The sequence below is a fragment of the Rhizobium sp. BK650 genome, from assembly GCF_014195325.1.
Lineage (GTDB): Bacteria > Pseudomonadota > Alphaproteobacteria > Rhizobiales > Rhizobiaceae > Rhizobium.
Genome location: NZ_JACIBK010000008.1, coordinates 155,838 through 168,891, shown reverse-complemented (window position 1 = coordinate 168,891; position 13,054 = coordinate 155,838). Strand labels below are relative to the sequence as shown.

The following is a 13,054-nucleotide window of genomic DNA, read 5'->3' as shown; positions in this document are numbered from 1 at the left end:
TTTGGTTAGCCGCCCAGCGCATCCTCGAGGAACGCGGCGAGCTGCGACAGATGCTTGGACATCAGGCCCGTTGCCGGCGAAGCGGCTGCGGGACGGCCCGTGTAACGAACGCGCTGGTACTTCGCGTCGATATGGGCAAGGACCCATTCCAGATACGGGTCAATGAACGACCATGCGCCCATGTTCTTCGGCTCTTCCTGGCACCAGACCATCTCGGCGTTGCGGAAGCGGGACAACTCGTTGATGAGCGCCTTGGCCGGGAACGGATAGAGCTGCTCGATGCGCAGAAGGTAGATGTCGTCGATGCCGCGCTTTTCGCGCTCTTCCAGCAGGTCGTAATAGACCTTGCCGGTGCAGATGACGACGCGACGGATCTTGGCGTCCTTCTGCAGCTTGATCGGCCCGTCTTTGATGACCTCGGCATCGTCCCAAAGGAGACGATGGAAGGAAGATTCGCCGGCCAATTCCGCAAGCGTCGATACGGCACGCTTGTGGCGCAGCAGCGACTTTGGCGTCATCAGGATCAGCGGCTTGCGGAAGTCACGCTTCAGCTGACGGCGCAGGATATGGAAATAGTTCGCCGGCGTCGTAACGTTGGCGACCTGCATGTTGTCTTCCGCACAGAGTTGGAGATAGCGCTCCAGACGGGCGGACGAGTGTTCGGGACCCTGACCTTCATAACCGTGCGGCAACAGGCAGACGAGACCCGACATACGCAGCCACTTGCGCTCGCCTGACGAGATGAACTGGTCGAAGACGACCTGGGCACCGTTTGCGAAGTCGCCGAACTGGGCTTCCCAGAGTGTCAACGCATTCGGGCGGGCCAACGAGTAGCCGTATTCGAAGCCGAGAACGGCTTCTTCCGAAAGCATCGAGTTGATGACTTCGTAACGGCCCTGCGTCGGCGACAGGTTTGCCAGCGGAATGTAACGCTCTTCCGTTTCCTGATCGTAGAGAACCGAATGACGCTGCGAGAAAGTGCCGCGCTCGCAATCCTGACCGGAAAGGCGGATCTTGTGGCCTTCGACGCAAAGCGAGCCGAAAGCGAGTGCTTCCGCCATCGCCCAGTCGAGGCCTTCGCCACTCTGGATCATATTGGCACGGTTTTCCATGAAACGCTGGATGGTGCGGTGCGCGTTGAACCCATCGGGAATTTCGGACAGCTTGCGGCCGATATCCTTGAGTGTCTTCATCGGCACAGCAGTCTTGCCGCGGCGTTGCTCGTCGGCATTGTCTGCGGTCCGAAGACCGGACCATTCACCGTCCAGCCAGTCAGCCTTGTTCGGCTTATAGTGCTGGCCGGCCTCGAATTCCTGCTCGAGATGCGCGCGCCAGTCAGCCTTCATTTTTTCGACTTCGCCATCGGTGACGAGGCCCTCGCGGACGAGACGGTCTGCATAGAGCTGCAGGACCGTCTTGTGGCCGCGGATAACCTTGTACATCTTCGGCTGCGTGAAGGATGGTTCATCGCCTTCGTTATGGCCATAGCGACGGTAGCAGAACATGTCGAGCACGACAGGCTTGTGGAACTTCATGCGGAATTCCGTCGCGATCTTCGCGGCATAGACGACGGCTTCGGGATCGTCGCCGTTGACGTGCAGGATCGGCGCTTCGATCATCTTCGCAACGTCGGACGGATAGGGCGACGAGCGCGAGAAGGCCGGATTCGTGGTGAAGCCGATCTGGTTGTTGATGATAACATGCATCGTGCCGGCGACACGATGGCCGCGCAGCCCCGACAAGCCGAGGATTTCAGCAATGACGCCCTGGCCGGCGAAAGCTGCATCCCCGTGGATCAGAAGCGGAAGAACCTTGGAGCGTTCGGACAACGGAATGATGTCACCGTCCCAGACGGTGGCGCTCATGTCCTGTTTGGCGCGAGCCTTGCCCATGACGACAGGGTCGACGATTTCGAGGTGCGAGGGGTTCGCCGTCAGCGAGACGTGCACCTTGTTGCCGTCGAATTCGCGGTCGGAGGAAGCACCCAGATGATACTTCACGTCGCCGGAACCCTCGACCTCGTCGGGTGCGTAGGAACCGCCCTTGAACTCGTGGAAGATAGCGCGGTGCGGCTTGCCCATGACCTGGGAGAGCACATTCAGACGACCGCGATGGGCCATGCCGAACACGGCTTCCTTGAGGCCGAGAGAACCACCGCGCTTCAGGATCTGTTCGAGCGCCGGGATTAGCGATTCGCCGCCATCGAGGCCGAAGCGCTTGGTGCCCTTGAACTTGACATCGAGGAACTGTTCGTAACCTTCGGCTTCGACCAGCTTGGCGAGGATCGCCTTCTTGCCTTCAGCCGAGAAGGCAACACCCTTGTCCGGACCTTCGATGCGCGCCTGGATCCACGCCTTTTCTTCCGGATTGGAGATGTGCATGAATTCGACGCCGAGGGTCGAGCAATAGGTGCGCTCGAGGATCTCGATCATCTCGCGGATGGTCGCGTATTCGAGGCCGAGCACGTTGTCGATGAAGATCTTGCGATCGTAATCGGCAGAGGTGAAACCGTAATTTTCCGGCGAAAGCTCGTGATAATCCTCAACCGGAGCGGCAATACCGAGCGGATCGAGCTTGGCGTGCAGGTGGCCGCGCATGCGATAGGCACGGATCATCATGATGGCACGAACGGAATCGCGCGTCGCCTGCAGCACGTCGGCGGCGCCTGCCGGCTGGCCGGCGGCTTCGGCCTTCGCCTTCACCTTGGTTTCGATAACCTTTTCGACGATGCCCCAGTCGCCGTCGAGCGCCGAGACGAGATCGCCGCTTGCTTGCAACGGCCAGTTCTTCTTGCGCCAGGAAGCGCCCTTGGCCGCCTTCTTCACATCGTCGGGATTGTCTTCCAGCGCCTTGAAGAAGGACCGCCACTGATCGTCGACCGAGTTGGGATCGTCTTCATAACGGGCGTAGAGCTGCTCGATATAGGCAGCATTAGCGCCATCCAGAAACGAGGTGATCTGAAATTGCTCGTTGGCTTCTTGCCGTGCCATGGTGATACGCGGACGCTTCCGTCCGCCTCCTGACTTAGATGAATTTGCCGGCTTCATCGCCGGCTGCCGCATTCCGATCGCCGCCTGTCCGCGGCGCATCCGCATTGAGTAAGTGGAGAACCGGGCGGAGGCCAGGATGCCGTTCCTCTGCCCGGGATATATAAGTTGGCTTAGCCCTTGAGGACTTCAACCAGCGTCTTGCCGAGGCGAGCCGGAGACGGCGACACCTTGATGCCGGCCGATTCCATTGCGGCGATCTTCGATTCCGCGTCGCCCTTGCCCCCGGAAACCACAGCACCGGCATGGCCCATGGTGCGGCCTTTCGGCGCCGTACGGCCGGCGATGAAGCCCGCCATCGGCTTCTTGCGGCCCTTCTTGGCTTCGTCCTTGAGGAACTGGGCTGCATCTTCTTCAGCCGAGCCGCCGATTTCGCCGATCATGATGATCGAGGTCGTGGCTTCGTCTGCGAGGAACATTTCCAGCACGTCGATGAACTCCGTACCCTTGACCGGGTCGCCGCCGATGCCGACAGCCGTCGTCTGGCCGAGACCTTCATTGGAGGTCTGGAAGACGGCCTCATAAGTCAGCGTGCCGGAGCGGGAAACGATGCCGACGGAACCCTTGCGGAAGATCGAGCCCGGCATGATGCCGATCTTGCATTCTTCCGGCGTCAGGATGCCGGGGCAGTTCGGGCCGAGAAGACGCGACTTCGAGCGGTCGAGGCGAGCCTTGACGCGAACCATGTCCATGACCGGGATGCCCTCGGTGATGCAAGTGATGAACGGGATCTCGGCATCGATCGCTTCGATGATCGCATCGGCTGCACCTGCCGGCGGAACGTAGATCACAGTCGCGTCGGCGCCGGTCTTTTCCTTGCCCTCGGCAACGGTGGCGAAGATCGGCAGGCTTTCGCCCTTCGAGCCGGTCCAGGTTTCACCGCCCTTCTTCGGATGGATACCGCCGACCATCTGCGTGCCGTAGTAAGCAAGCGCCTGTTCGGTGTGGAACGTGCCGGTCTTGCCGGTTAGGCCCTGAACCAGAACCTTGGTGTCTTTGTTGACGAGAATGGACATGCGAGGCCTTTGTTTAGGAGAGGTTGGAAGACGTGAGGGACGCGCGACGATAGATGCCGCTGACGACCTCCTGCCAAGTATCGCTGCCTGCAGGCGAAAAGCTGACGCCCATCCGGTAGCAGTCTTCATTTTCAAATGTGAATATGGTGCGCTGTCTGCCGCGCGGCGAAGTCTTCATCAGCACAAGCTCGTTGCCGTTCCACTCACCGGAAGCCGGCGAGGGCGGAGCAAAACCGACGCTGTCGAACTGGTAGAGCTTGTAGCTCTGGTCCGAACGATCGAAGCCGAAAACATTGCGGGCTTCGAAGGAAACTTCGCCGTCGCGCATCTGCCGGTAGGACTGTTCGACGAAGAACCCGCCGAACAGCGCCTCGCCGGACAGCGAAGCGCTGGCCTTGCCTTCCTTCGTCCAGGCCGAAGCCGCGACATGCTCTTCCCCTTCCCAGACGCCGGCAAAGGCGTCCAGGCGGAGATGAGCAGCAGTAGGCGTGGACTGGAAGGCCATGACCGTTCTCAACCGTTGATCGCCGCGACGATCTTCTTGGCTGCGTCGTCCAGATCGTCGGCAGCCGTGATCGCCAGACCCGACTCGTTCAGGATCTTCTTGCCGAGCTCGACGTTGGTGCCCTCGAGACGAACGACGAGCGGAACTTTGAGGCCGACTTCCTTGACCGCGGCAATGACGCCCTCGGCAATGACATCGCACTTCATGATGCCGCCGAAGATGTTGACGAGAATGCCTTCGACCTTGGGGTCAGCCGTGATGATCTTGAAGGCCGCAGCAACCTTCTCCTTGCCGGCGCCGCCGCCGACGTCGCAGAAGTTCGCCGGCTCCTTGCCGTAGAGCTTGATGATGTCCATCGTCGCCATGGCAAGGCCGGCGCCGTTGACCATGCAGCCAATGTTGCCGTCAAGCGCCACGTAGGCGAGATCCCACTTGGAGGCCTCGATTTCCTTGGTGTCTTCTTCGGTCTCGTCGCGCAGCGCCTTGACGTCGTCATGGCGAAAGAGCGCGTTGCCGTCGAAGGAAACCTTGGCGTCGAGAACGCGCAGGTGGCCGTTGGTCATGACGATCAGCGGGTTGATTTCGAGAAGCGACATGTCCTTCTCGTCGAAGGCCTTATAGAGGATCGGGAAGAGCGACTTGGCATCTTCGGCGGCAGCGCCGTCGAGAGCCAGTGCCTTGCAGATCTCCTCGACGTCGGCGGCGGTAACGCCGGCAGCCGGATCGATAGCGATCGTGTGGATCTTCTCCGGCGTGTCGTGGGCAACAGCCTCGATGTCCATGCCGCCTTCGGTCGAAACGACGAAAGCGACCTTGCCGACCGAGCGGTCGACTAGCAGCGAGCAGTAGAGTTCGCGGGCGATATCGGCGCCGTCTTCGATGTAGAGACGGTTGACCTGCTTGCCGGCGGGGCCAGTCTGGGCGGTCACCAGCGTATTGCCAAGCATTTCCTTGGCATTGGCAACAACGTCTTCGATCGAGCGGGCTAGGCGAACACCGCCCTTGGCTTCAGGCGAAAGCTCCTTGAACTTGCCCTTGCCACGGCCGCCGGCATGGATCTGGCTCTTGACCACGTAGAGCGGACCGGGAAGCGACTTGGCGGCAGCCTCGGCTTCATCAGCCTTGAGGATTGCAACGCCTTCCGCAACCGGCGCACCATAGCTCTTCAAGAGAGCCTTGGCCTGATATTCATGAATGTTCATGGGTTTATCCCTATTTCGATTGGGTCAGCGCGCCGATTACTTCAGGGCAGGCGCGATGTTGATGCAGGCTTCGCAGAGACCGGCAACGGCGCCGACGGACTTGTCGAAGGCTTCCTTCTCGGTCTTGTTGAGATCGATCTCAATGATGCGCTCGACGCCGCCAGCACCGATGACGGTGGGAACGCCCACATACATGTCCTTGACGCCGTACTGGCCCGAGAGATGGGCAGCGCAGGGCAGAACGCGCTTCTTGTCCTTGAGGTAGGATTCGGCCATCTCGATCGCCGAAGCGGCCGGAGCGTAATAGGCAGAACCGGTCTTCAGCAGGCCGACGATTTCGGCGCCGCCGTCACGGGTGCGCTGGATGATCTCTTCGAGACGTTCCTTGGTGACCCAACCCATGGTGACGAGGTCGGTCAGCGGAATACCGGCGACCGTCGAGTAACGGGCGAGCGGCACCATCGTGTCACCGTGGCCACCGAGGACGAAAGCAGTGACGTCCTGAACGGAAACGTTGAATTCCTTGGCCAGGAAAAGACGGAAGCGCGAGGAGTCGAGAACGCCGGCCATACCGACGACCTTGTTGGCCGGAAGGCCGGAGAACTTCTGCAGCGCCCAGACCATAGCGTCGAGAGGGTTGGTGATGCAGATGACGAAAGCGTTCGGGGCATATTTCTTGATGCCGGCGCCAACCTGCTCCATGACCTTGAGGTTGATGCCAAGGAGGTCGTCGCGGCTCATGCCCGGCTTGCGCGGAACGCCGGCAGTGACGATGCAGACATCTGCACCTTCGATCGCGGAATAGTCGCTGGCACCGGTCAGGTTAGCATCGAAGCCTTCGACCGGGGAGGACTGTGCGATGTCGAGACCCTTGCCCTGGGGAATGCCGTCAGCAATGTCAAAGAGGACGATGTCGCCCAGCTCCTTCAGGCCGGCGAGATGCGCCAGCGTGCCACCAATCATGCCAGAACCGATGAGTGCGATCTTGTTACGCGCCATTTCGCTTTTCCTTTGCGATCAAAATCCGGCGGGCGAGCGAGGGCGTCGCCCAATGCCGAAATCGCATAGACCTAAAGCCGAAAAATGGCAATCGATTATTTTTGATGTAGCAATTTCAATCGTTTAGATATCAAAATTCTTACGTAAACGTAAGATCAATTGTCACTAAACCGTTACTCTGCGGCCCGCCGCTCGTGATGCGCATTAAGATATTCCGCACTTCTCATCTCGAAAAGCCGAGATGCCGTACGGTCGAATTCGAAGCCTTCCGTGCCCCGCCTTTCGACAAGCAGATCCTCCGGCATAGCGGCGGCCGAAATGTAAAGGCGGACGCCATGATCGTAGAGCGTATCGATCAGAATGATGAAGCGTTTGATCTGGTTTCGCTTTTCAGGCCCGAGCAGCGGAACGTGATCCAGGAAGACCGTCTCGAAGCGTTCGGCAATGGCGAGAAAATCGGCAGCACCCAGCGGCCGGTCGCAGAGATCGGCGAAGGAAAAGCGGGCCATGCGATCGGCAGCGAGCGGCACATGGATCGTTCGGCCCTTCATCGGGATTTCCAACGGCTGGGCCTTCCGGCCATGTAGCGCCTGCGTCCACGAGGCCTCCATCGCCATGTCGGTGCGCTCGTCAATCGGTATGAGATAGATCGGCTGGCTGTTCAGCTTCTCCATCCGGTAGTCCGTCGGCGAATCGAGCGTGACTATTTCGACATGCTTCTTGAGGAGAGCGACGAAAGGCAGGAAAAGCCCGCGATTGAGGCCATCTTTGTAGAGGTTGTCGGGCTCGACATTCGAGGTCGCCACCAGCACGCAACCGCGTTCGAAAAGCTCGGAAAACAGCCGAGACAGGATCATCGCATCGGCGATGTCGGTGACCGTAAATTCATCGAAGCAGAGCAGTTCTGCTTCCTCGAAAAGGGCAGCGGCAACCGGCGGCATCGGATCGGCTTGCTTCGTCTCGCCGCTCTTCAGCTTCTGCCGATGGGCGGCGATACGATTGTGCACATCGGCCATGAACTCATGGAAATGCGCGCGCCGCTTTTTCCGGCAGGGCGCCATGTGGAAGAACATGTCCATCAGCATCGTCTTGCCGCGCCCGACGCTGCCATGGATATAGAGACCCTTGATGCCAGCCTCGGTCTTCTTCTTGGAGGCGAACAGCCAGCCGAGTGCACTGCTCTTGGCCGCCGGCTGCTTCTGTTTGAGAGCGGCAAGCACCCGGTCGAGACACTTGGCAACATCCATCTGGGCGGAATCGATCTGCAGCGTCCCCGAAGCGGTCAGCGATTTGAGCTGCTCGGTGACGCTGAGCGAATAGTCTGGCATTGGCTGCATGAGGGCTCGTCCGCCTATGCTTATAACCGGCGGAACTCGCCGGATTGTCTTACCGGCTGAGGTTGATCGGCTGGCCGGTCGAAGTCTGACCGTTGAAGCTGTTGTCTGCAACCTTGTAGACTGAGCCGATCTGATTGCCGCTGCGATCCTTGAGCAGGACCTGCTTGCCGGAAACTTCCCAGGAACCCATGGCCGTCAGCTCGCCGACGCAACCGCGCGTACCGCCACGCGAGCCGCTGCCGAGATTGGTAAGCGTCAGGAACATGTCGCAGGTGCCGTTGACACGCCAGCTCCCGACCATCGATTCCTTGGTAACGTCCATGGCGGCTGTCGGCGCGGCACCTCCCTGCTGAACGCCGCCCGTTGGGGCGGTCGAGGTTGGCGCGGCAGGAAACTGTCCGGCGGGCGGAGGTAGCTGACCGCCTTGTACGGAAGGGACGGGCTGCGCCGTCAGCGGCGGAGGTGCACTGTTACTGCTGTAATCATATGAGGTGCGTTGGCATCCCGCCAAGGCCAGAGCGGCCGTTAGACCCGTCACCACATATCGCAACTGCATCATCAAGCTCCCGAATGTCCGCCTCAACCGCAGAGATATTTCAATTAAAGGTTCGATTACCGTATTTCAATTTGGTTAATCAAGTCAGCACAATCCCAAAACGCCTTCGTGACACCTATGACGATACCGGCACAATTCAACCAGTCTTTCGCTGGACTTCTTGCTGATAAAATATGTCAGCACGGTGATGTGCCAGACTCTCCGCTTCCTGATCAGGTTTGATACGCTCGGCAAGGTCTACATAGCGTTTAATTGATGCGGCCTGAAAAGAGCGGATACGCCCGGCGGCATTCCCTCGCCCATCTCGCGAGCCTGGCCTTGAGCATCACTAGATCATGGATTGCCTCGCGCAATTCGTGATCGATGCTCGCCACCGCCAAGCCGCGGCGCCTTGCGCAAGTCCCAACCTTCAGTGTCAATATCATCGACGATCGGAACTCGATCACATCCCGATGCAAGACCAGCCCGATATGGTGGATGACCGGGCGGACATAGACGAAGCGGCAATCATAGTCGCTGTCGGGCGAGGAAAGCCCCAGGCACGGCTTCCGCTTTCGATCGCGAAACTGAGGCGGATGCCTTGCCGTCTGACCGAGGCGAGCCGCAAACGAATTTTGGCCACCGCCTCAGGATCAAAGCCTTCAATTCGGATGGTCGTATTGACGCTCACACGCGACGCTCGACCATCATCTTTTTGATTTCGGCAATGGCCTTGGCCGGGTTCAGACCCTTCGGGCAGGTCTGCGCACAGTTCATGATCGTGTGGCAACGATAGAGGCGGAACGGATCCTCGAGATTGTCGAGGCGTTCGCCGGTTGCTTCGTCTCTGGAGTCGATCAGCCAGCGATAGGCCTGCAGCAGGACGGCCGGACCGAGATAGCGGTCGCCATTCCACCAGTAGCTAGGACAGGAGGTCGAGCAGCAGGCGCACAGGATGCACTCATAGAGACCGTCGAGCTTCTGACGATCCTCATGGCTCTGCTTCCATTCCTTGGCGGGCGTCGGCGAGACTGTCTTCAGCCAGGGCTCGATGGAACGATGCTGGGCATAAAAGTTGCTGAGATCCGGAACCAGATCCTTGACGACAGGCATATGCGGCAGCGGGTAAATCTTCACCGCGCCCTTGATGTCGTCCATGCCCTTGGTGCAGGCGAGCGTGTTCGTGCCGTCAATATTCATCGCGCACGAACCGCAGATGCCTTCACGACAGGAGCGGCGCAGCGTCAGCGTCGGATCGATCTTGTTTTTGATGTACAGAAGCGCATCGAGGACCATTGGTCCGCAATCGTCGATATCCACGTAGAAGGTGTCGATCGACGGGTTCTGGCCGTCGTCCGGGCTCCAGCGATAGACGCGGAACTCGCGGGTGTTCTTGGCACCCGCTGGCTTCGGCCACACCTTGCCTTCGCGCATCTGGGAATTCTTGGGAAGAGCGAGTTCAACCATGTCAGGTTCCTCTAATCAGTATACGCGGGCCTTCGGCTCGATCTTGTGGGGATCGATGCCGTCTGCAATGAGGTCGGTGTGGACAGGCCGGTAGTCGAGCTTCACGTCGCCCGCCTCGTTCACCCAGGCTAGCGTGTGCTTGCGCCAGTTGACGTCGTCGCGGCCCGCGAAGGGACCTGACGTGTAGTCTTCGCGGGCGTGCGAACCGCGGCTTTCCTTGCGGGCTTCTGCGCCGTAGATCGTCGTGATGGCATTGGCCATCAGGTTCTGCAGCTCAAGCGTTTCGACGAGGTCGGAATTCCAGATCATCGAACGGTCGGTGACCTTGATATCCTTGAGTTCGCCCCAGATTTCCGAAAGACGGCGGCAGCCGGATTCCAGCGATTCCTGCGTACGGAATACCGCCGCATCTTCCTGCATGGCGCGCTGCATCTTTTCGCGCAACACAGCCGTCGGCGTGCCGCCACTAGCGTGGCGCAGACCGTCGAAACGATCCATGATCTTGTCGCAGGCGGCAAGGTTCAATGCCGGCACCGGTGCATCGCGGTCAATGATCTCACCAGCGCGGATAGCCGCGGCACGGCCGAAGACCACGAGGTCGATGAGCGAATTGGAGCCGAGACGGTTTGCCCCGTGAACCGAGGCGCAGCCGGCTTCGCCGACGGCCATCAGGCCAGGGATGATGCGTTCCGGATTGGAGCTGTCGGCGTTCAGTACCTCACCCCAATAGTTGGTCGGAATGCCGCCCATATTGTAGTGGACGGTCGGCAGAACCGGGATCGGTTCGCGGGTCACATCGACGCCGGCAAAGATCTTGGCGCTCTCGGAAATGCCTGGCAGGCGCTCATGCAGCACGGCCGGGTCGAGATGGTCGAGGTGCAGGAAGATGTGGTCCTTGTTTTTGCCCACACCGCGGCCTTCGCGGATTTCCAACGTCATGCAACGCGAAACGACGTCGCGCGAGGCGAGGTCCTTGGCCGACGGCGCATAACGTTCCATGAAGCGCTCGCCCTCGGAATTGACGAGATAGCCGCCTTCGCCGCGCGCGCCTTCGGTAATGAGACAGCCGGAACCATAGATGCCGGTCGGGTGGAACTGCACGAACTCCATATCCTGCAGTGGCAGGCCGGCACGGGCCACCATGCCACCGCCATCACCGGTACAGGTATGGGCTGACGTTGCCGAGAAATAGGCGCGTCCATAACCGCCGGTCGCCAGCACCACCATCTTGGCGGCGAAGCGATGGATCGTGCCGTCGTCCAGGCACCAGGCGACGACGCCGGTGCAGCGGCTGCCGTCATCGGACATGATCAGGTCGAGCGCAAAGTACTCGACGAAGAATTCAGCGTTGTTGCGCAGCGACTGGCCATAAAGCGTGTGCAGAATGGCGTGACCGGTACGGTCGGCGACAGCGCAGGTGCGCTGCACGGGCGGGCCTTCGCCGAAGTTCTGCATATGCCCACCGAACGGACGCTGGTAGATCTTGCCTTCCTCGTTGCGCGAGAAGGGCACGCCGTAATGCTCCAGCTCATAGACCGCCTTCGGCGCTTCCATGGTGAGATACTGCATGGCGTCGACATCGCCGAGCCAGTCGGATCCCTTGACAGTGTCGTAGAGATGCCACTGCCAGCTGTCCGGCGTCATGTTCTGCAGCGAGGCGGCGATGCCGCCCTGGGCCGCAACTGTGTGCGAACGGGTGGGAAATACCTTGGTGATGCAGGCCGTGCGGAAGCCCTGTTCGGCCATGCCGAGCGTGGCGCGCAGGCCGGCGCCACCGGCGCCGACGACGATTACGTCATAGGAATGGTCGACATAGTTGTAGGCCTTCCCATTCTGAGCGGGTGAAGACGTTGCCATGATACGGTTATCCTACGAATGCAATTTTCAGAATGGCGAAGAGACAGAGGCCGGCAATCAGAACCGCGAAGAACGTATTCAACATCAGAAGCAGCAGCTTGCCGATCTCGCCGTGAACGTAGTCTTCGATGATGACCTGCATGCCGAGTTTCATGTGAATGGTGCCGGAGATGACCATCAGACCCATGACGACGGCGACGAATGGGTTCGAGAGAGCACGAACCACATCCGTATAAGGCGCGCCGGCATACACGATCATAAAGATGACGAAGAAAATGATGAGCGGGATGTTGGAGACAGCCGTCAGCCGCTGGCGCCAGAAATGATCGGTGCCTTCCTTGGCGGAGCCGAGGCCGCGAACCTTGCCCAGAGGAGTGCGCATATCCATGAGTGCGACCTTTAAAAGCGAATGATGAAGCCGAGCACCCAGACCAGGACGGTCAGGCAGAGCGATCCGATAACATTGGCGATGGCGAGCTTGGTGGAGAATTCTTTCTCGAAACCGTGTCCAAGATCCCACATCAGGTGGCGGAAGCCGCCGAGCATATGGTGGAGCAAGGCCCAGGTATAGCCGAGCAGGACGAGCTTGCCGATAATGCTGCCAAGAACCCAGTTGGCCCAGTCGTAATAGGCCTGGCCGGTGGCGGCCGCGATCAGCCACCAAGCAATCAGCAGGGTGCCGACATAAAGTGCGCCACCGGTAACGCGGTGGACGATCGACATAACCATGGTGGGGATTGGCTTATAAATTTGCAGATGCGGCGACAGGGGCCGGTTTGTCACATTCGCCATCAGAACCTCGCGGCGTCTTTTCTTTGCCCTTGATGTCAGGGGCATTCTCAGTCAACCACACGAATGACAAAATTCTGTGTGCGTTGCATCATTCTCGACGTTTAATCACCGAAACCCCTGACGACAAGCATAATTGCTGCCTGCTTTTAATTTAATCGATTCGCGTTACCGGGAAGTTTTCAACACCACGAAACTCCTCTCCATCGCTCATTTTTTAAGCTGGCCTTATGGCCGCGTAGACAAGATCGGCCTTTCGGCGCAATCTGGCGTTAACAATTTGTTAGCGTTCCGGAGTTT

General features: G+C 59.5%; 12 protein-coding genes. All 12 read right to left on the bottom strand.

Going from position 1 to position 13,054, the window contains the following annotated elements:
• Nucleotides 1-5: 5 nt before the first annotated feature.
• Entirely contained in the window at nt 6-2,990 is a 2,985-nt protein-coding gene (locus FHX15_RS20055) for a 2-oxoglutarate dehydrogenase E1 component (protein ID WP_184400109.1), read from the bottom strand.
• Between the two features lie 170 nt (nt 2,991-3,160).
• Nucleotides 3,161-4,063: a succinate--CoA ligase subunit alpha gene (gene sucD, locus FHX15_RS20050; protein WP_064707972.1), complete on the bottom strand. Its 903-nt coding sequence runs from the start codon at nt 4,061-4,063 to the stop codon at nt 3,161-3,163.
• Between the two features lie 13 nt (nt 4,064-4,076).
• The gene (locus tag FHX15_RS20045; RefSeq protein WP_184400108.1) at nt 4,077-4,568 is read right to left on the bottom strand and encodes a DUF1579 family protein; all 492 of its coding nucleotides are present in this window, start codon (nt 4,566-4,568) and stop codon (nt 4,077-4,079) included.
• An 8-nt stretch (nt 4,569-4,576) separates the two neighbouring features.
• Nucleotides 4,577-5,770, bottom strand: coding sequence for an ADP-forming succinate--CoA ligase subunit beta (gene sucC / locus FHX15_RS20040; protein ID WP_184400107.1), 1,194 nt, complete (start codon nt 5,768-5,770; stop codon nt 4,577-4,579).
• Nucleotides 5,771-5,806: 36 nt separating this feature from the next.
• Entirely contained in the window at nt 5,807-6,769 is a 963-nt protein-coding gene (gene mdh, locus FHX15_RS20035; RefSeq protein WP_112571905.1) for a malate dehydrogenase, read from the bottom strand.
• Between the two features lie 173 nt (nt 6,770-6,942).
• Nucleotides 6,943-8,106, bottom strand: a complete 1,164-nt coding sequence (zapE, locus tag FHX15_RS20030; RefSeq protein ID WP_184400106.1) for a cell division protein ZapE — start codon at nt 8,104-8,106, stop codon at nt 6,943-6,945.
• Nucleotides 8,107-8,155: 49 nt separating this feature from the next.
• Entirely contained in the window at nt 8,156-8,662 is a 507-nt protein-coding gene (locus FHX15_RS20025; protein ID WP_184400243.1) for a protease inhibitor Inh/omp19 family protein, read from the bottom strand.
• A 248-nt stretch (nt 8,663-8,910) separates the two neighbouring features.
• The gene (locus FHX15_RS31050; protein WP_246779009.1) at nt 8,911-9,201 is read right to left on the bottom strand and encodes a DNA polymerase beta superfamily protein; all 291 of its coding nucleotides are present in this window, start codon (nt 9,199-9,201) and stop codon (nt 8,911-8,913) included.
• Between the two features lie 127 nt (nt 9,202-9,328).
• Nucleotides 9,329-10,108: a succinate dehydrogenase iron-sulfur subunit gene (locus FHX15_RS20015; RefSeq protein WP_184400105.1), complete on the bottom strand. Its 780-nt coding sequence runs from the start codon at nt 10,106-10,108 to the stop codon at nt 9,329-9,331.
• A gap of 15 nt (nt 10,109-10,123) precedes the next feature.
• On the bottom strand, nt 10,124-11,965 hold the full coding sequence (sdhA, locus tag FHX15_RS20010; RefSeq protein ID WP_184400104.1) for a succinate dehydrogenase flavoprotein subunit: 1,842 nt from the start codon (nt 11,963-11,965) through the stop codon (nt 10,124-10,126).
• Between the two features lie 7 nt (nt 11,966-11,972).
• Nucleotides 11,973-12,353 (bottom strand): succinate dehydrogenase, hydrophobic membrane anchor protein, encoded by a 381-nt coding sequence (gene sdhD / locus FHX15_RS20005; RefSeq protein WP_184400103.1) that lies wholly within the window; start codon nt 12,351-12,353, stop codon nt 11,973-11,975.
• 11 nt (nt 12,354-12,364) lie between these two features.
• A complete protein-coding gene (sdhC, locus tag FHX15_RS20000) occupies nt 12,365-12,757 on the bottom strand; it encodes a succinate dehydrogenase, cytochrome b556 subunit (RefSeq protein ID WP_184400102.1) in 393 nt (130 codons plus the stop codon).
• Between the last annotated feature and the right edge of the window lie 297 nt (nt 12,758-13,054).